The sequence below is a fragment of the Vreelandella titanicae genome (genome assembly GCF_014697095.1).
GTDB classification, from domain to species: Bacteria; Pseudomonadota; Gammaproteobacteria; order Pseudomonadales; family Halomonadaceae; genus Vreelandella; species Vreelandella titanicae.
Genome location: NZ_CP059082.1, coordinates 1,755,425 through 1,774,643 on the forward strand (window position 1 = coordinate 1,755,425; position 19,219 = coordinate 1,774,643).

16 protein-coding genes are annotated in these 19,219 nt (G+C 54.1%); 10 read left to right on the forward strand and 6 right to left on the reverse strand.

Going from position 1 to position 19,219, the window contains the following annotated elements; translation table 11 throughout:
* Positions 1 to 11: 11 nt before the first annotated feature.
* The 3 genes from HZS52_RS08170 (at position 12) to HZS52_RS08180 (ending at position 4,030) form a co-directional block, all read left to right on the forward strand.
* Positions 12 to 1,463 carry an NAD-dependent succinate-semialdehyde dehydrogenase gene (locus tag HZS52_RS08170; protein ID WP_190374524.1) on the forward strand — a complete coding sequence of 484 codons (1,452 nt, stop codon included), beginning with the start codon at positions 12 to 14 and terminating at the stop codon, positions 1,461 to 1,463.
* Between the two features lie 11 nt (positions 1,464 to 1,474).
* Positions 1,475 to 2,746, forward strand: coding sequence for a 4-aminobutyrate--2-oxoglutarate transaminase (gabT, locus tag HZS52_RS08175; protein WP_190374525.1), 1,272 nt, complete (start codon positions 1,475 to 1,477; stop codon positions 2,744 to 2,746).
* A 312-nt stretch (positions 2,747 to 3,058) separates the two neighbouring features.
* Positions 3,059 to 4,030 carry a hypothetical protein gene (locus HZS52_RS08180; RefSeq protein ID WP_190374526.1) on the forward strand — a complete coding sequence of 324 codons (972 nt, stop codon included), beginning with the start codon at positions 3,059 to 3,061 and terminating at the stop codon, positions 4,028 to 4,030.
* A 180-nt stretch (positions 4,031 to 4,210) separates the two neighbouring features.
* Here HZS52_RS08180 and HZS52_RS08185 read toward each other — a convergent pair whose 3' ends face one another.
* Complete coding sequence (locus tag HZS52_RS08185; protein ID WP_190374527.1) at positions 4,211 to 5,791, reverse strand: cryptochrome/deoxyribodipyrimidine photo-lyase family protein; 1,581 nt, start codon at positions 5,789 to 5,791, stop codon at positions 4,211 to 4,213.
* Between the two features lie 151 nt (positions 5,792 to 5,942).
* Between HZS52_RS08185 and hmuQ the strand changes: the two genes are divergently transcribed.
* A complete protein-coding gene (gene hmuQ, locus HZS52_RS08190; RefSeq protein ID WP_022521683.1) occupies positions 5,943 to 6,245 on the forward strand; it encodes a heme-degrading protein HmuQ in 303 nt (100 codons plus the stop codon).
* Between the two features lie 16 nt (positions 6,246 to 6,261).
* Here the strand turns inward: hmuQ and HZS52_RS08195 are convergent, their stop codons facing one another.
* The 5 genes from HZS52_RS08195 to HZS52_RS08215 are packed head-to-tail and all read right to left on the reverse strand — an operon-like array spanning position 6,262 to position 11,620.
* Positions 6,262 to 7,662, reverse strand: coding sequence for an amidase (locus HZS52_RS08195; RefSeq protein ID WP_190374528.1), 1,401 nt, complete (start codon positions 7,660 to 7,662; stop codon positions 6,262 to 6,264).
* A gap of 2 nt (positions 7,663 to 7,664) precedes the next feature.
* Complete coding sequence (locus tag HZS52_RS08200; RefSeq protein WP_190374529.1) at positions 7,665 to 8,954, reverse strand: Zn-dependent hydrolase; 1,290 nt, start codon at positions 8,952 to 8,954, stop codon at positions 7,665 to 7,667.
* An 18-nt stretch (positions 8,955 to 8,972) separates the two neighbouring features.
* The gene (locus HZS52_RS08205; protein ID WP_190374530.1) at positions 8,973 to 9,827 is read right to left on the reverse strand and encodes a FadR/GntR family transcriptional regulator; all 855 of its coding nucleotides are present in this window, start codon (positions 9,825 to 9,827) and stop codon (positions 8,973 to 8,975) included.
* Positions 9,828 to 9,838: 11 nt separating this feature from the next.
* Entirely contained in the window at positions 9,839 to 11,362 is a 1,524-nt protein-coding gene (locus HZS52_RS08210; RefSeq protein ID WP_190374531.1) for a sodium:solute symporter family protein, read from the reverse strand.
* A 15-nt stretch (positions 11,363 to 11,377) separates the two neighbouring features.
* Complete coding sequence (locus HZS52_RS08215) at positions 11,378 to 11,620, reverse strand: hypothetical protein (RefSeq protein WP_041158699.1); 243 nt, start codon at positions 11,618 to 11,620, stop codon at positions 11,378 to 11,380.
* Between the two features lie 325 nt (positions 11,621 to 11,945).
* Between HZS52_RS08215 and aptA the strand changes: the two genes are divergently transcribed.
* The 6 genes from aptA to HZS52_RS08245 all read left to right on the forward strand — a co-directional run bounded on the left by aptA (position 11,946) and on the right by HZS52_RS08245 (position 19,142).
* Entirely contained in the window at positions 11,946 to 13,319 is a 1,374-nt protein-coding gene (gene aptA, locus HZS52_RS08220) for an omega-aminotransferase AptA (protein WP_159177439.1), read from the forward strand.
* Between the two features lie 31 nt (positions 13,320 to 13,350).
* The gene (locus HZS52_RS08225) at positions 13,351 to 14,847 is read left to right on the forward strand and encodes a CoA-acylating methylmalonate-semialdehyde dehydrogenase (RefSeq protein ID WP_159177438.1); all 1,497 of its coding nucleotides are present in this window, start codon (positions 13,351 to 13,353) and stop codon (positions 14,845 to 14,847) included.
* A gap of 94 nt (positions 14,848 to 14,941) precedes the next feature.
* Complete coding sequence (locus tag HZS52_RS08230; protein WP_027957058.1) at positions 14,942 to 15,562, forward strand: TetR/AcrR family transcriptional regulator; 621 nt, start codon at positions 14,942 to 14,944, stop codon at positions 15,560 to 15,562.
* 178 nt (positions 15,563 to 15,740) lie between these two features.
* Positions 15,741 to 16,619, forward strand: a complete 879-nt coding sequence (locus HZS52_RS08235) for an alpha/beta fold hydrolase (protein ID WP_201304246.1) — start codon at positions 15,741 to 15,743, stop codon at positions 16,617 to 16,619.
* A gap of 100 nt (positions 16,620 to 16,719) precedes the next feature.
* Positions 16,720 to 17,841, forward strand: coding sequence for a DcaP family trimeric outer membrane transporter (locus tag HZS52_RS08240; protein WP_190374532.1), 1,122 nt, complete (start codon positions 16,720 to 16,722; stop codon positions 17,839 to 17,841).
* A gap of 158 nt (positions 17,842 to 17,999) precedes the next feature.
* Positions 18,000 to 19,142: a TAXI family TRAP transporter solute-binding subunit gene (locus tag HZS52_RS08245; RefSeq protein WP_159177436.1), complete on the forward strand. Its 1,143-nt coding sequence runs from the start codon at positions 18,000 to 18,002 to the stop codon at positions 19,140 to 19,142.
* Positions 19,143 to 19,219 lie beyond the last annotated feature (77 nt).

The window sequence follows — 19,219 nt, forward strand, 5'->3', positions numbered from 1 at the left end:
AGGAGCAACGTATGAGCTTTATCGAACAGTGGTTGCACGATGCGGTTCCAGCCCTGGTGGGTGGCGAGTGGCGTACAGGTCAACAAACCTTTGCGGTGGATAACCCCGCCACCGGTGAAACCATTGCCCGGGTGGCGGATATGGGCGCCGATGATACCCGTGACGCCGTGGCCGCCGCCTACAACGCTGGCGCTGCCTGGCGGGCCACGCCGGTCAAGCAGCGCTCGGCACTGCTACGGCGCTGGTTTGAGCTTATTAACGAACACGCCGACGACCTGGCCCGTCTGATGACCCTGGAGCAGGGCAAGCCGCTGACGGAAGCCAAAGGCGAAGTCACCTACGGTGCGTCGTTTATCGAGTTCTTCGCCGAAGAAGCCAAGCGTATGGCAGGAGAAACCCTACCAAGTCATGGCGCGGACAAACGCTTATTGGTTCTGCGCGAGCCGGTAGGTGTGGTGGCGGCAATTACCCCATGGAACTTCCCGCTGGCGATGATTACCCGCAAGTGCGCCCCGGCCCTGGCGGCGGGCTGCACCGTGGTGATCAAGCCCGCCGAAGCCACGCCGCTCACCGCGCTTGCCGCCGCTTACCTGGCGCTGGAAGCGGGCCTGCCTGCAGGCACCATTAACGTGATTACTGCCTCAAAACCGGCAGCGGTGGGTGAGGTGCTCACCACGGATTCACGGGTGCGCAAAGTCTCGTTTACCGGCTCCACCCCGGTGGGTAAGCACTTGCTTGCCCAGTGCGCCAGTACAGTGAAGAAGGCCGCCATGGAGCTGGGGGGCAACGCGCCGTTTATCGTGTTTGACGACGCCGATGTAGATGCCGCTGTTGATGGCGCAATCGCCTCCAAATTCCGCAACGCTGGGCAAACCTGCGTATGCACCAATCGCTTCCTGGTGCAGGACGGCATTTACGATACGTTTGTCAGCAAGCTCACCGAGCGAGTGAACGCACTGAAGGTTGGCGATGGCCTGGCGGAAGGCAGCATCATCGGCCCGCTGATCAATCAAGCGGCGGTAGACAAGGTTCAGCGCCATGTCGATGACGCGTTGAACCAAGGCGCGCGGCTGCTCTGCGGTGGTAAGCCTCACGCCGCAGGCGAGCGCTTCTTCACTCCCACGGTGCTGGCGGATGTGACCACCAAGATGGCCGTGGCCGACGAAGAGACCTTCGGCCCGGTCGCGCCGGTGTTTCGCTTCCAGCGCGATGAAGAAGCCATTGCCATGGCCAACGATACACCCTTTGGCCTGGCGGCTTACTTCTACGCTACGGATTACCGCCGCATCTGGCGCACCATGGAGCAGCTGGAGTACGGCATGGTCGGTGTGAATGAAGGGTTGATCTCCACCGAGTTGGCGCCGTTTGGCGGCGTTAAAGAGTCCGGGTTGGGTCGCGAAGGCTCCCACCACGGTCTTGATGAATTTACTGAACTTAAATATGTCTGCGTTGGCGGTTTATAAGGAAAGCTATGATGACTAACCAAGAATTGAACGACCTGAAAAACCGCTACGTGGCTAACGGTGCTGCCACGCCGACAACCCAGTTTGCCGAGCGCGCTGAAAATGCTGAGCTGTGGGATGCCGACGGCAACCGCTGGATCGACTTCGCGGGCGGTATTGGTGTGCTGAACTTGGGCCACCGCCACCCGAAAATCGTCGCCGCCGTTGAAGCGCAGCTCAAGAAAGTTATGCACACCAGCGCCGCGGTCATTTCCTACGCGCCCTATGTGCAGCTGTGCCAAAAGCTTTGCGAACTAAGCCCGGTGCGCGGCCCTGAGCGCAAAGCGATGCTGGTCAACACCGGTGCCGAAGCGCTGGAAAACGCCGTGAAGATTGCCCGCGCTGCCACTGGCCGCACCGGCATTATTACCTTCGACGGCGCTTTCCACGGACGCACCATGATGACCCTGGCCATGACCGGCAAGGTGCTACCGTACAAGAACGACTTCGGCCCGATGCCGGGCGACGTGTTCCGCGCCCCATTCCCGAATCCGCTGCACGGCATCAGCGAAGAAGCGTCTTTGGATGCCATTCGCACGCTGTTCAAAACCGATATCGCCCCGCACCGTACAGCGGCCATCGTGATTGAGCCGGTTCAAGGTGAAGGCGGCTTCTATATTGCGTCACCGGATTACCTTAAAGCGCTGCGCGCGCTGTGCGACGAGCACGGCATTCTACTGATCGCCGATGAAGTGCAGTCCGGCTTCGCCCGCACCGGCAAGCTATTTGCCCTCGAACATAGCGACATCGAAGCGGATATTCTCACCACCGCCAAAAGCCTCGCTAACGGCATGCCGCTGTCGGCTGTTGTGGGTACCGCCAAGGTAATGGACGCCTCCGGCCCCAACTCGCTAGGCGGCACCTACAGCGGCAATCCGCTCTCCTGCGCGGCAGCGCTGGCGGTGATCGAGGTGATCGAAGAGGAAAATATTCTTGAGCGCAGCGAGCAGATGGGCAAGATGCTGGCAGAACGCTTTGCGGTATGGGAAGAGCGTTTCCCCGCCGTGGCCCACGGCCGCCAGCTCGGCGCCATGGCGGCGTTTGAACTACTCGATAGCGACGGCAAGCCAGATGCACAAATGACCGGCGCGCTCTGTGCCAAAGCCCGCGAGAAAGGCTTGATCCTGCTCTCCTGCGGCTTCTACGGCAACAGCATTCGGATTTTGGTGCCGCTGACGGTTTCTTCTGCGGTATTGGAAGAGGGCTTGGGTATTATCGAGCAATCTTTGGAGGCGCTTAGCTAATACTCTTTTCTAAGTCTCATCTAGCCCGCCATCGTCAAACAGCGAAAGCTGCTGGCGATGGCGGGTTTTTTATGGGCGTTGAAAGTACAACGCTGAGATAGTCAGTCGCCCTAAACGCCCTGTGCTAAGCTGGATTTAGTACGGTAACCCCCAAGGTGGAGGTGCTGGGAAAAGCAGCAGTGGCGCGCATTTTTGAAATGCCGCCTGTTAATATTTAAAAGAATCATAGGGTTGTAAGAGTTTTTGTAGGCTGCACTTTTCGATCAAACATGCTGGCGCGTTTCGCGGCATTAAAATTACCAGGGAGAATCTGTGCAAAACTCAGTTTTTGTAGTTAATAAAGAGCCATATTGCATTTGGGAAGTGGATGTTAGCGAACGTAATATGGGGTTTTTGAACGGAATCGATCCAGGCTATTTTTCATATTTAGCTGAAATAAATTTAAACTCTGATGATGAGGGAAGAGCCGCTATAGCATTAAGAGCGGCCTTTCATCACGCTTTAGAAACTTTGTTTTCTTTAATTGGAGCTTATGTTCAAGCCCCTGATTGTACTTATGCTTGGATCGCAAAGTGTTCAAATAATCAACTGAGGAACTTTGTCAATAATGTGAATAAGGACGGAGGTTCATTGTTCACAAAGTTGAATATCGACAACGTGACGTGGGGTGCAATATCTAGGTGCGTATTTGCAAGCTATCTTCCAGGTACGAAAAAAAATGAGCGCTCTGTTAGTTTGTTTGCAGAGTTGTGGTCTAGATTAGCATATGAGTTTTTAAATAATGCCCATATTGATGAATACAATAGTATAAAGCATGGTTTTAGGATTCGATCAGGAGGTTTTTCTCTAGCTTTTGGTCTTGAACATGAGTATGGGATACCTCCACCACAAGATGAACTGACACATATAGGCCATTCTGAGCATGGGACGACAATTATAAAGCTAGAAGCAATAAGCTCTAATCAGGGGGAGCGAAGTTATCGTTCAAGGCAGCAGTCTCTAAATTGGAGATTCGAAAAAACTGCGTTGTTGCTGCAGTTGGTATCAATGTCTATCAATAACGTTACTTCCGCTTTGAAAATATTAAATGGAGCTGAAGATGGTAGTTGTAAGTTTACGCGGCCACTAGAGGATGACGACTTTACAGCTCCGTGGAAATATTCGACTGGAGTTATTAGCAGTGAAATTAGTTGTGTGATTAACACTGATGAAAGTATGACTACAAGTAAAGAGCAACTGAAAAAGCACGTAGATAGCTGTATGAAAAGAAAAATTTACAAATAGAATGGCTCGATGATTTTACCGCTAATTCTGTAGGATTTGGTCACACTTCGCCTTCCCCGGGGCTTTACCCGATGTGGCTGGTGCCCGTGATGGCATAGTTAAATAGAATAAAACTGGCACTTAGTGGCATCATCAGCTGCGCAAAGTCAGCGCCAAAACGATCGCGCCTTCCGATAACCGCTACCTATCCTCCAACCCGCCCTCATCAAACAGCGAAAGCTGCTGGCGGTTAGCGGGTTTTGCTTTTTTAGCGCGCTTAGCGGGCGGTCGGCGCTGGCTGGCAAGCTTATCCACAATGGCTTTGCTGGCTTCTCTGGCATCCGGGGTGCGGCGAAGCTCATACAGCATCTTCTTCCAGTGGCGCGCCTCACATTCAAAGTCGTTGGGTAGTGGGTAGTGCTCGCCAGGCTGAAAACCGAATCGTTGTCGCAGGCTTTCCGGCAGTGCCCAGGGCCTGGTGCGCCACTCTAACGGCAGGGCGGTTAATTCCGGCACCCAGCGGGCGACAAACTCACCGCTGGGGTCGTTATCCTCTGCCTGTTTGATGGGGTTATACACCCGAAGGGCATTGGTGCCCGTGGCGCCTGCCTGCATTTGCACCTGGGGGTAGTGAATGCCGGGCTCGAAGTCGGTAAATAGCCGCGCCAAGTGCAGGGCAGGTTCGTACCAATGCAGCCCAAGACCAAAGGTGGCGTGAGAGATCAGCATGGCACGCATGCGGAAGTTAATCCAACCGGTGGCGATCAGGCTGCGCATACAGGCATCTACTAACGGCACGCCGGTTTGCCCACGCTTCCAGGCGATCAGGTTGGGGTGTTCGGGGTCGCGCTCCCGCAGGCCGCGCAGCGCTGGGTGCAGCGTTTGCAACTCTATGATCGGCTCACTTTCGAGCTTTTGAATAAAATGGCAGTGCCAGTGAAGCCGAGAAGCAAAGGCGCGCAGCGAGCGCGACCAAGCGGTGTCTTCAGCATGCTTTTTTCGCTGGCGGCGCAGCGACTGCACCACTTCGCGCATGGAGAGCGTGCCCCAAGCCAAGTGGGGAGAAAGCCGTGAGCCAAACTCCCAGGCCAGCAGCGGTTTAGACAGCGAGCCGCGATAGCGCCGCCCGCGTTGGTTGATAAAGCTACGCCACACTGCGCGGCCTTCGCTGCGGCCACCTGACTGCCGCTCGGGGCAGGGCGTGGTATCAAACCCCAGCGTCAGGCTGTGAAGCTGACCAACGTCAATGTGGTGAAAGTATTGCCACCCCTCTGCCGCTTGAGCGTTTTGCGGTGCTGGGCAGGTAGGAGCGGTCATTAACGTTTCCCACTGCTTTTCCCATGCAACGCGCTTTGCCACCCGGGATTTCAGGCCGCGTATTACGCCGTGCTGGCGTGCTTCATGCCATAGCGCGCCTTGCTGTTGGCACCATGCCTTGACGCTAAGATCGCGGGCAAAGCTCCAGGCGTTGCCGGTCTCTTCATGGGAGTGAAGAGCAAACTCGCCGTAATGGGTTTTCAGGGCATTCAGCAAATCGATAATATCGCCCTGCCAAATACACAGCGGTAGGCCAAGTGTCTTCAGAGCGTGAGAAAGATCGACAAGTGAGTCAGCGGCAAACTGCCAATGGCGCAGGGCACTATCCGGCGCTTGCCACTGGCCGGGTTCAATGGCAAATACGGGCAGTACTGGGCCTGCCATGGCGGCGTTGGCAAGCGGCGCATGATCATGAATACGTAAATCGCGTTTGAACCAAACAACCTGGATAGATGCCTTAGCCATGCCGTACCTTGCGGTTGAGCGGCTTTACGCCGCTAAGTCTATTCGCCACTGAAATGTGACGTTACCATCAAGCTACCGTTTGCCAAATCAACCCAACAGGACCAACCCAGCAGGGTCAACTCTGCAGGAACAACCCCCTAGGAGAGTAACGATGTATATTGCCATGAACCGTTTTCGGATTGCCCCAGGCCGCGAAGAGGACTTTTTAGAGGTGTGGCGTAACCGCGACTCTCACCTGGATGAAGTGCCGGGCTTCAAACAGTTCAAGATGCTGCAGGGCGAAAGCCAGGAAGATCACACCGTGTTTATCTCCCACAGCGTGTGGGAGTCGGAAGAAGCCTTCCGCGCCTGGACCAAGTCAGATGCGTTCCGGAAAGCCCATGCCAATGCCAAGTCACCCGAAGGTATTTATCTTGGCCCACCTAAGTTTGAAGGTTATGAAGTCGTGCTGTAAGTCATGCTTCATTAATCTAGGCAATAACTGGCGGCGTCAGCGGTGGCAAATAGCGCTCCAGCAGCTGAGCGGCATGCAGTATTTTTAGATCTTGGTATTTGCCTGCCACAAGATGCAACCCTACCGGCAGCCCCTGGTTATCCAGCCCGCAAGGCAGTGATGCGGCGGGCTGTTGGGTAAGGTTGAAGGGATAGCTAAACGGCGTCCAGTCCATCCAGTCTTTATAGCGCTCGCCCGGTGGCACGTTGTGGCCCGCGGCAAAGGGCGCAATGGGCATCGTAGGCGTGACCAGCAAATCATAGCGCTGATGAAACGCCGCCATCTGCGCCGTTAATTCGCTGCGCTCACGTCGGGCGGCGAGGTAGGCGGAAAGCGATACATCCTGCCCGCGCCGTGCGATATCCAGAAACCCAGGGTCGAGTGCTGCCTGCTGTTGTTCGTTGAGTTTTTCGAGCGCTTGGGTGGCGCCCGAAAACCAGAGCGTATTAAACGTCTTAAGCGGATCACTAAAGCCAGGGTCAATTCGATCTACCGTCGCGCCCAATGCTTCTAAATGGGCCACGGCTTCCTCAACCCGCTGCGCAATATCCGGGGCTACTTCTACATAGCCAAAGTCAGCGCTAAAGGCGATGCGCCAGCCGCGTAGGTCAACAGGGGGTGGCGTTAGCCAGTCTGGCCCGAGTGGGTTGCCGGAATAGCCATCCCGCACATCCGGCTGCGCTATCACGCTAAGCATAAGCGCGCTGTCAGCGGCGGTGCGGGTCATAGGGCCTAAATGAGAAAGCGTACTCATGGTGCTGGCGGGCCACTGAGGCACCCAGCCAAAGGTGGGTTTAATACCAAAGGTACCGGTGAAGCTGCATGGGATGCGAATAGAGCCCCCCGCGTCGCTGCCCTGGTGAAGCATACCAAGGTTAAGTGCAGCGGCAGCCCCTGCACCGCCTGATGATCCTCCTGGCGTTAGTTGGATATTCCAGGGGTTGCGGGTAATGCCGTGTAGCGGGTTATCGGTGACGCCTTTCCAGCCAAACTCCGGCGAGGTGGTCTTGCCGATCATGATAGCCCCGGCGTTGCGTAGATGGCGGCTGATCGGTGCATCCACCTCCCAAGGGCCATCCGGTGGCGTGGTTGTCGAGCCCAGCCGTGTAGGCAGGTCTTTGGTTAAGGTTAAATCCTTGATGGTGACAGGTATTCCGTCCAGCGGGCCAAGCGGCGTACCTGCCTGCCAGCGCTGTGCAGATTCTGCTGCCAAACGCCGGGCTTCTACCTCGTTCACACAGGTAAACGCATTTACCTTGGGGTTATCGCGGGTAATCCGTGCCAAGCAGTCATCAATCAGCGTTTCTGGCGAGAGAGAACCCTCGCCAAAGCGCGCCAATGCGTCGACTGCCGTGAGTGTTTCAAACGTCTCGGCCATCGTTACTCCCCTGTTCCGCCAACGCTGCTGACGATGCCAGCGGCATTCAGCATGGCGTGGAGCAACACATTGCAGCCTGCGTGGACATGCTCTGGTGTCGCACTTTCGATCTCGTTGTGACTGATGCCATCCTTGCAGGGAATAAAGATCATCGCGGCGGGAGCAACACGGCCGACAAACATCGCATCGTGGCCTGCACCGCTAATGATATCCATATGGGAAAGTTCGAGGTGCTCTGCACTTTGGCGTACTGCGTCCACGCACGCTTTGTCGAAGTATTCAGGGGCGAAATTGGCAGTGGGTTCCAGGTGGTATTCAAGGCCATGGCGCTGACAAATCTCCTCAACAGCGGCGGTGACTGCCTGACCCATTGTCTCAAGCGCTTCTGGCTCCCAGTGGCGCATATCCAGGGTCATTTTGACCTGGCCGGGAATCACATTGCGCGAACCGGGGTGCAGTGTCATACAGCCTACCGTGCCACGCCCGTGGGGCTGATGTTCAAAGGCGATACGGTTGAGCGCTTGGGTGACTTCGGCTGCGCCCATCATGGCATCCCGACGTAGGTTCATCGGTGTAGGGCCAGCGTGGGCTTCAAGCCCGGTCAGGGTTAAATCGAACCACTTCTGGCCAAGACCACCAATGACCACACCAATGGTAGTGTCGGTGTCTTCGAGAATAGGGCCTTGCTCGATATGCGGTTCAAAGTAGGCTTTTATTTCGCTTGGCGAGACCTCATCGCTACCGCGGTAGTGAATGGCGTCCAGGGCATCGCTGACCGTGACGCCATCGGCGTCGGTGCGCGCCATCATAGCGTCAAATTCCAGCTCGCCGCTAAATACTCCGGAACCCATCATGCAAGGGGGAAAGCGGCAACCCTCTTCGTTAGTCCAGGCGACGACTTCGATAGGGGATTGCGTGGTGATGTTGTGCTGGTTAAGGGTGCGAATCACTTCCAGACCGGAGAGTACCCCAAAGCAGCCATCATACTTACCGCCGGTGGGTTGGCTATCCAGGTGGCTGCCCGCCATCACCGTTTTGGCGTTGGGGTCGCTGCCTTCACGGCGGGCAAAGATATTGCCGATATTATCAATGCGAATTGTGCAGCCTTCGGCGCGACACCACTGGATAAACAGGTCGCGCCCCTGGCGTTCTAGATCGGTAAGCGCCTGACGATTGACACCGCCTTTAGGGGTGGCGCCCAGCTTGGCCATCTCCATTAATGCTTCCCAGAGGCGGTCACTGTCTGTACGTAGGCTGGTGATATCAGGTGTTGGCGAAACGTAGGTGTTCATCTCAGTATCCTCGCAAGGTTAAACGGACAGGTTTTCCGTTGGTAAATCATGTAGCTTGGAGCGATGGTTCTGAATATTGGGAGAATCATTGCTGATCAGCATTTGCGCGGCCATTTCCGCTTCCAGCGCGCTCATATGGTGCTCGGCATCGGCCATGTGTTCGGCCATTACCTGACGCACACGCTGGATATCTTCAGCGCGGTAGGCGTCCACCAACTGGCGGTGGTAATCCTGATTGGCGTGATCGAACTGCTTACGTTCGGGAACGTAAGCTTTTTTGATCACCACCAAGTCGCGCAACATGTCGTTTAAAAACTGGCACATAAACGTGAGCAACGGGTTAGGGCAGACACGGGCCAGCAGTTGGTGAAATTCGAGCTCCAAAAAGCGCTGGTGTCGGTGATCCTCTGCATCGCTCGCGCAACAGGCGCAGGCCGACATATTGGCTTCCAACTGCTGGAAGTCGTGCTCGGTGAGCTTTCCCACGACTGATGCCGCCAGCTCTACTTCCAACAGTTTGCGCAACTGGTAAACTTGCTTGCCATCCAGTTGCTGGAAATGCAGAAAGTTACGCAGCATACGGCTGGCGGGTTCCATGCCTGGCTGATTAATCACCGCGCCCCCTTTAGGCCCGGTTTTTAAGGTGATCAGCCCCTCAACCTCAAGGATCTTGAGCGCTTCGCGCACAGTGGCCTTGGCGCTACCGTAAAGCTCCATCAGCGCTTTTTCGTTCGGCAGCCGATCACCTTCCCCTAATGACTCGGCGGCAATCCAGCGCTTGATATCATCGCTAATCAGCTCGGCAAGCTTGGGGCGGCGCTTAGCGGCTGAACCAGTGGTTGAAACTGTCTTTGAAACAGGGGCTTGAGCCATCAACTCACTCCTTATTTGTAGTTAGCGGCGTTGGTCGTTTCTTGGGTGTAAGCAGGCAAACGTTCGGGGTGGTACTCGGCATCATAGTCGTAGCGTGCCTGGGTAAAGCGCTCTACTACCGCTGTATCGCGACGATGCAGCCCATGGCTTAGGCCCACAAACAGCACAGCATTCAGCAACAGCCCCCAAATGCCCGCGTGGTAACCAAAGGGGGCGCTTAGCGGGCCAAAGGTCATCAGTAGTACACAGGCAACACCGGCCCAAAGCCCAGCGAGCGCTGCAGTGGGGTGGGCTTTTTTCCAGGTGATAGCACCAATGGTAGGAATAACCAGTTGTGCGGTGCCTGCCAGCGCAGCAATGCCGATAGTCACCAATACGCCGGGAACGGTTAGTGCCATGATATAAGCTGCCAGAGAGAAGCCTACTAACGATAAACGACCGATATAAACGATCCGTGCCTGGCTTGCTTCACGGTTCACATAGCGCTTATAGATATCCATCGTCACTACGGTGGAAACCGCATGAATCTGCGAATTCGCTGTAGACATGGCAGCAGACGCGCCCGCCGCCATAATCAGCGAGGCAAGCAGGTAGGGGGCATACTCCATCAGCATGATGGGCAGAATTTGATCGGGATTTTCTACATTGGGCTCAAGCAGCACGCCGGAGTAGCCAGATAGCACCGAACCCACATAGGCAAAGGCGGCTAAGCCAAGCAAAAAGGGCATTAAGTTAAACAGCTTGCCATGTTTGACCGAGTACATGCGCAACCAGATTTGTGGGCCCATAAAAGCACCAATCGCGGTAATGGCAAACAGCGAGAACCACATGGGGTATCCCATCGTGCCGTTAGGCCCTGGCATGGTGAGGTGTTCAGGAGATGTTTGCTGAAGCTGGCTAAATAGCGCTGCTGGCCCGCCTACTTGGTTGGAAATGTAGTAACCCGCGTACAGCATGCCGAAGAACAGCAGCGCGCCATAAATAACGTCAGTCCAGGCGATGGCGCGGATGCCGCCAATCCATACGTAGATAATAATAATGAAGTAGAACAGCAGCGCGGCGAGCCAGAAAGGAATCAGCCCACCCGAGGCGACTTCGATTAAGTAGGCACCGCCAGTTAGCTGTATTTGTAGATAGGGTACGGTAAAAATCAGTGTGATAGCGGCAACGGTAATACGCAGCGCTTCGCTGTTATAAAAGTCACCTATTAAGTCTGAGGGCGTTAAATAGTTAAATCGTTTGCCTAAATACCAAACCCGCTTACCGATCCAGTAGTACATAAAACCAAACAGCAGGTTCCAGGCTAGCGCGGTAAGAAATACCGGCCCATTGGTATAAAAGGTGGCGTTAGAACCAAGGAACGCAAAGGCACTCCACCAGGTTGCCGCCACGGTGAAAAATACCGCAATACTGCCCATGGCGCGACCTTGAACAAAAAAGTCTTCACTGGTTTCTTGCGATTGGCGTGCTGATAGAACCCCCACCATCAAGGGGATAATCATAAATGCCGCAATAATTAATAGACTGCCGGTCATGTTTAATCCCCCGTCTTAGTGTTGTTTAGTGGCGCTTTCCGGTGTCGATGTTGGGCTGCCCCAGTTGGTGAAATAGGCCACCAAAAAAAGCGCCGTTAGCACAAACCACCAAAACAAGTTCCACACCAACAGGAAAGGGATACCCATCAACAGGGGCTCTATCCGGTTAGCCAGCATAATGACGGGGCTTTCCAGCATAAAGAAACTGAAAAGCATGACGCTGTAAATCGACAGCTTGAGGGGAGTTAAATACTTCATAGCGAGTTTGCCCTATGTCCATAGTGAATTGTTTATATTGAGTTTGTGAACGGTATTTTCAGTACGCAGCCACCAACAGCGAGCTTCTTGGAAGCATCGTTATAGGTGCCAATTACTGGTTGGGAGTGCTCCATAGATTTATTGTATTTATTCGTATAAATATAATGATTAGGTGCTTTTTTAACCGGCGTCAAGTTCAAGAAGCACGTCAAGATGCCTTGTTACGTATAGATTCTCTAACGTGAACAAAAGAAAAGCATAATTTTATAAACGTGTTTGCTGGCGCATGCTGAGACCAAGTCTTATAGCGATGGAGCTGGACAGCATGTTTGGAATAAAAAGCAAAACCCCCGCTGAAACCTCGAGTGCCCCGTCAGCAGAGACGCCCTCAAAAACGGCGCTTAACCAGCACTATTGGATGCCGTTTAGCGCCAACCGCGATTTTCGTGCTAACCCGCGCGTTATCGCCGGGGCGGAAGGGCGTTACTACATTGATGATCAGGGCCGTAAGCTGTTTGATTCCCTTTCCGGGCTTTGGACCTGCGGCGCTGGCCATAACCGTGAAGAGATACAGAAAGCCGTGGCGGCGCAGCTCGGCAGTCTCGATTTTGCCCCCGGTTTTCAAATTGGCCATCCGCTGGCGTTCAAGCTGGCGGAAAAGGTGGCTAGCCTCACGCCTGCCGGGCTGGATCATGTATTTTTCACCAACTCAGGATCTGAAGCCGCCGATACCTCAGTCAAGATGGCCAAAGCCTACTGGCGTTTAAAAGGCAAGCCGGAGAAGACTCGTATGATCGGCCGCGCCAAGGGCTATCATGGGGTGAATATTGGCGGCACCAGCCTGGGCGGTATCGGTGGTAATCGTAAACACTACGGTCAGTTGCTGGATGTATCGCATCTGCCGCATACGTTACAAGCGGGCCATGCTTACACCCGTGGTCAAGCGGAAACCGGTGCCGAGCTTGCCGATGCGCTGTTGGATCAAATCGCCCTGCACGACGCTTCAACCATTGCAGCGGTGATCGTTGAGCCGATGTCCGGCTCGGCGGGGGTGATCGTGCCACCTAAAGGCTATCTGGATCGGCTGCGTGAGATCTGCAGTGCCCACGATATTCTGCTGATCTTTGACGAAGTGATCACCGCCTTTGGCCGCAGTGGTGCGACCACCGGCGCCGAAGCCTTTGGCGTCACGCCGGATATCATGAACGTGGCCAAGCAGATCACCAACGGCGCCATCCCCATGGGCGCAGTGATCGCCTCTAGCGAGATTTTCGATACCTTTATGCACGCCGGTGGCCCCCAACACGCCATTGAATTTTCCCATGGCTATACCTACAGCGCTCACCCGGTGGCCTGCGCGGCAGGTTTGGCGGCGCTTGAGATGATGGAGCGTGAAAACTTCCCCGCCCAGGTTAGCGCCATTGCGCCCGCCTTTGAACAGAAGCTGCACGCCCTGAAAGGTCGCAATCATATCGTCGATATTCGTAACTACGGCTTGGCTGGCGCTATTCAGTTAACACCCCGCGATGGCGACCCAACGATTCGCCCCCGGGATGCGCATATGGTGCTTTGGGAGTCTGGCTTCTACGTGCGCTACGGCGGCGACACCCTACAGTTTGGCCCGCCCTTTGGCACCACCGAGGCCGAGCTAGAGCGGCTGTTCGACGCGGTGGCGACCACCTTGGATTCGTTGGCATAAGTGACTGATCTAAACTTCAGAGAGTTTGAATATGAGTAATGTTTCCCATCTGATTAACGGTGAATTAGTGCAAAGCCAACGCACGCTGGATGTCACCAACCCCTCAACGGGCAAGGTGGTTCGCCAAGTGGCTGACGCTGATGCCGCTGACGTAGAGCGTGCAATTGCCGCCGCCCAGGCGGCATTTCCCGCTTGGCGCGATACACCGCCCGCCAAGCGCGCCCAGGTGATGTACCGCTTTAAGCAGTTGCTCGAAGATAACGCTAACCGCTTGGTGCAACTGGTCAGTGAAGAGCACGGCAAAACTCCCGAAGACGCCATGGGCGAACTCAAGCGCGGCATTGAGAACGTCGAGTACGCCTGTGGGGTGCCAGAGCTGCTCAAAGGAGAGTATTCCCACAATGTAGGGCCGGGCATTGATGCCTGGTCAAACTTCCAGCCATTGGGTGTGGTGGCAGGTATCACCCCGTTTAACTTCCCCGCCATGGTGCCGCTGTGGATGTACCCCATGGCGATTGCCTGCGGTAATACGTTTATATTGAAGCCTTCGGAGAAAGACCCTTCGGCGGCCATGGCAGTAGCCGAACTGCTTCAAGAAGCGGGGCTACCCAAAGGTGTAATGAATGTAGTCCACGGCGGTCGCGAAGCGGTGGAAACGCTGCTGGATGCCAAGGCCGTTAAAGCCATTTCCTTTGTCGGCTCAACGCCAGTGGCTGAGGCGATCTACTCTCGTGGTTCCGCCGCGGGTAAGCGCGTTCAGGCGTTAGGTGGGGCGAAGAACCACGCCGTGGTGCTGCCGGATGCCGACCTGGAAAACGCCGCCAACACATTAATGGGCGCAGCGTTTGGTAGTTGCGGCGAGCGCTGCATGGCGATCTCGGTAGCGGTATGCGTGGGCGACGAGACCGCAGACCGTTTGGTTGAAACCCTACTTCCTAAAATCGCTCAATTAAAAGTTGGCCCCGGCACCAAGCGGGATCTGGATATGGGGCCGCTGGTGACCGCTGAGCACCGGGATAAAGTCCTCGGCTACATCGAAGATGGCGTAAAGGCTGGCGCGACACTGGTTGCCGATGGTCGCGACCTTCAAGTCTCAGGCTATGAAGAGGGCTATTTCGTGGGCGGCTGCTTGTTCGATAACGTCACCGCCGAAATGCGCATCTACCAGGAAGAGATCTTTGGGCCGGTGCTTTGCGTGGTGCGCGTGGGTAGCCTGGATGACGCCATGCAACTGATCAACGACCACGAGTATGGCAACGGCACCTGCCTGTTCACCCGCGATGGCGAAGCCGCCCGCCGCTTTACCGATGGTATCGAGGTTGGCATGGTGGGCGTGAATGTGCCGCTCCCGGTGCCCGTGGCGTACCACAGCTTTGGTGGTTGGAAGCGCTCGCTGTTTGGGGATCTTCACGCCTACGGGCCGGACTCGGTGCGCTTCTATACTCGCCGCAAGGCGGTCTCCCAGCGCTGGCCGTCGGTGAGCGAGGCCACCCGGGCCGAGTTCTCGTTCCCCAACAATCAAAGTTGACGTCTTAGAGTAACTAGGACATCTTCTCAGCACCGTCGCTCTGCGATGGTGCTTTTTTTGGTGCGTACTTCAGACGTATAGGGACGAGAACAGCGTGGCGAGAACCCAGGACGAAATTCGGCAAACCAACGTAAAAAAGATTCTCCAGGCGGCAGAGCAGTTGTTTGCCGAAAAGGGCTATGCAGGTGCTTCCATGGGCGAAATCGCACAACTGGCAGAGATTCCCAAGTCCAACGTGCACTACTATTTCTCGACCAAAAATGCGCTGTATCAAGATGTTCTGTTAGAGCTTCTTGAGGTGTGGAAACAGGATGCTCTCTGCTTCGAGCTCTACGATGATCCTCGCGTCGTGCTTTCCACCTACATTCGCGCCAAGATGAACCACTCCCGTAACCGCGCCCACGGCTCGAAAGTATGGGCAGCCGAAGTCATGCAGGGCGCGCCGATCCTTAAAGAGCGCCTGCGCGACAACCTCTATGAATGGGCCAAGCTCAAAGAGTCGAAAATTCGCGAGTGGGTCGAGTCAGGTCAAATCAACCCCGTCGAGCCTTCATACCTCCTTTATATGATTTGGGCCTCCACCCAGCACTACGCTGATTTTGACTACCAGATCTACCTGCTCAACGACGACCAACCGCTGGACGACTTACAGTTCGAAAAAGCTGTGCAGTCGGTCACCTCGGTGATCTTGAGGGGCATTGGGCTGACGGCTTAGTTCATCCAACACGGTTATAGAAACAAAAATTGTGACTAAAGTATAAGTTAAAAAGCTATATATATAGCTTATTGTGTTTTCATCTTTGGCATGACCTATATTAGTTAAGCTAAAGATGCTTAATTTTCTCATTAATAGTTGATGCATCAAGCTCAATAAACAATAAATAGAGGAATTTATGATGAAGCTTAAACAAAAAATAGCTTTTGGAAATGCGGCAGCCTACACCGCTATCGCCATTGCTTTAACGTTTGGGAGTATCTCGTTATCCAGTGCAAATCCAACCTCAATGCATCACGCCAGTAATGGTGAGGCCTCTATTGGTTATAGCGTTCAGGGAGAGGGACCCCTAATTGTTGTGATTGCATCGACTGGACGTGGTACTGCAGAGTTTTCGCCTTTAGCAGATCGTCTTGTAGAATTGGGTTATCGCGTTGCCCTGCCTGAGCCTAGGGGTATTGAGCCTAGTTACGGGCCAATGAGTGAGGTCGACTTTCACGACTTTGCAGATGACTTTGCAGCGGTGATTAATGCTGAAGGCGGCAGCGCTATTGTAGCAGGCCATGCATACGGAAATTGGATCGCAAGAACGATAGCTTCTGATCATCCGGAGCTTGTGCGCGGTGTTGCTCTCGTCGCGGCAGGAGCCAAAAATTGGCCTTCTGAGCTTAGCGATGCCATTACGATGATTAATGATCCAGATTCGACCCAAGATCAAAGACTTGCTGGGCTACGGCTTGCTTTTTTTGCCAACAGTAGTGATCCAACGGCTTGGTTGGAAGGATGGCATCCGGACGTCACGGTCAGTCAGCGTGCTGCACGCAAGTTAACTGACCGTGATAGTTGGTGGGTCGCGGGCTCTGCTCCTATTCTTGACCTGCAAGGTGGAGAGGACCCTTTCCGTCCTGATGCATCTCGCCAAGAACTGGCAGATGAATTTGGCAGTCGTGTGAGTGTTGTGATTATTCCTGAGGCGAGTCATGCACTGCCTGCGGAAAAGCCGATCGAAACCGCTGACGCTATAGCCGAATGGGCAGATCAACTGCCAAGCCAATAAGTGTAATCAATACTTAAAATACTCATAACAGATAGATGCATCGCGCAAGTTAGTGATGTGACTATCTTAGCTGATTTAATAATTAAAAGAGCGTGTTTAGATGCTTAAAGATAAACGAAAAACAATAGTTAAAATGCTGTTTTTATCGGGTTTTATATCACCTTATGTAAGTGCTTTAGACTTCAAGGTGGATGAAACGGATGTGTCTGTTTATGGCTATGCCAAGTTGGACGTTATCTATGATGTTAATGATGATTTAGGTAACAGTACCAATCGAGGAGGGGCGAGACTCTCGGGTGCTCCTGGAAGTGATGGGCATACGCGTCTACATGCTTACGAGAGCAGAGTGGGCTTCAGTACCGCAACGCTTGTTGAAGGAAGTCTGCTCAAGACAAAGCTGGAAGGGGACTTCTATGGTAATGGTGGAGGCGACTTTCGGTTACGTCATGCATACGGTGAGTGGCAAGGATTATTGGCGGGTAAGACCTGGACCAACTTTACGGGCTTAGTAGCAGTAACGCCGCTTGTCGATTTTACGGGACCAGGGGGGCGGCCACGCGCTGCTCGACAGGCACAGCTACGTTACACGATGGATAATTTTTCTTTCTCATTGGAAGACCCTGAGGAAATTGGTGGTTTAGAAGATGCGCCGGGGACTAAAAGCTCGTTGCCAGACGTTACCGCACGCTATACCGACCGGTCCGGCCGGTTCGGGTACTCCTTGTCTACTGTAGCGCGTTCACTAGAATATGACAGTGAGGGCACGAGTGCAGGGTCTTCCAGCGATAGTGCGTTTGGCTGGGGATTAGCCGCAGAGGCCGCGTGGGACGTAACGAGTGCGCTAACACTGCGCGCTGGATACGCCGAGGGGGATGGTATTGGTGGCTATATAAATGGTGGCGTTAATCCAAGCCCTGCGTATGTAAACGAGGGGGGCGATCTTGAAACGATTCGCACCTCGGGGGGGACGTTGGGGGCTAGTCTTGAAGCAGGCCCAGGGAACATTAATGCAGCTTACAGTTTGGTTAGTGCTGACCTGGATAGTAATCCGGCTTATCTAAATCGTAATGAGTCATTTGAAGAGGCGTGGCTGAACTATATCTGGTCGCCAGCCTCTCCCATTACCTATGGGGTAGAAGTTGGTTGGCATCGTCGAGAAACGGTAAATGGGGCCGCTGGAGATGCTGTAAGAATTCAGGGAATGGTTAAGTACGCATTCTAAAAATCCGGCTGTTCGACGAAAGGCTTAAAGATAAAAGCTATATATATAGCTTATAGTTGTTTTGTGTTGCACAGCTAGACCGGGTGCGTGGTACGCCAAAATAATCAGCCGCAGGTAAGTGGTTTTGACCTAACGTGTGGCTCAAAGGGGGTGTTGGCATGTTCAATACTTTGAAAAATGTATGTTTTGTATCAGTTCTAGCGATGGCTGCATCAACTGCGGTGGCAGTGGCGCAAGAGACCAATAATTTACCTCAATCCATGGTATGGAGTTCTTACGACCTAGGTTCAGCTGGATATTCTGAGGCGTCAGCTATCGCCAATGCGGTTCAGAATAAGTTTGATACGAGAGTGCGCGTATTGCCTTCTGGTACGTCGATAGGTCGGTTACTACCCATCAAAACAGGCAGAGCACAATTTGGATTTCTTTCCAATGAAGTTTTCTTCGCTTCTGAGGGGACACACGAGTTTGCGGATCCAACATGGGGGCCGCAAGAGATTCGAGTCATGTTGGGGCGGCCCGCCTCAGTCGGCTTGATTGCTGCTGGTGATTTGGGCGCTGAGGAAGTCGAAGACCTAAGAGGACATCGGGTTGGCTTTGTGCGAGGCAACCCCGCGCTTAATCTCAAAACCGACGCCTATTTAGCGTTTGGTGGATTAACCCGCGACGATGTCGATGTCGTGTGGTATGGCAGCTATGGCGCTCTTAAGGATGCCATCATCGCGGGACAGCTGGACGCCATGGGAATGGTACCAACCTCCTCTTTAGCTCGCGAAATTGAATCATCCTCTCGCGGCATGACGTGGTTGGAATTCCCGCCCGAAGATACCGCTGGGTGGGAGGCAGCCAGGTCGCTGATAAGCTTTGCTGAGCCCATTCAACAGGCGGTGGGGGCGGGCATCTCTGAAGAAGAGCCCGTATGGATGCTTGGCTATCGCTACCCCATGCTGACGACTTACGCAGATACATCTGAAGAAGAAGTTTATAACTTAGTGAAAGCGATCGATGAAAGTTATGGATTATTTAAAGATGCTACCTCGCAAGCAAGTAACTGGGATGTCTCAAAGTCTATTGTTCCGCCTGCTGATGCACCCTGGCATGAAGGTGCCATCCGTTATGCAAAAGAGCAGGGATATTGGACTGAAGAAGCTCAACAGTGGCAGGAAGCAAGGCTAAGCCGCTTTGAGCAAATTCAACAGGCCTGGTCTGAAGCGCGCGAGGCATTTGAGCAGTCTGGTCAACCCGAGGATGAGTGGCCGACTTTCTGGGACAGCTATCGCAATCAGCACGTGTCCACTTGAGGCCCATGCTCAGCTGAACAATAGGTTCAGCTGAGCATCGTTGTTTCATGAAGGTCTGCCTTCTTTAAGGTGGCGAC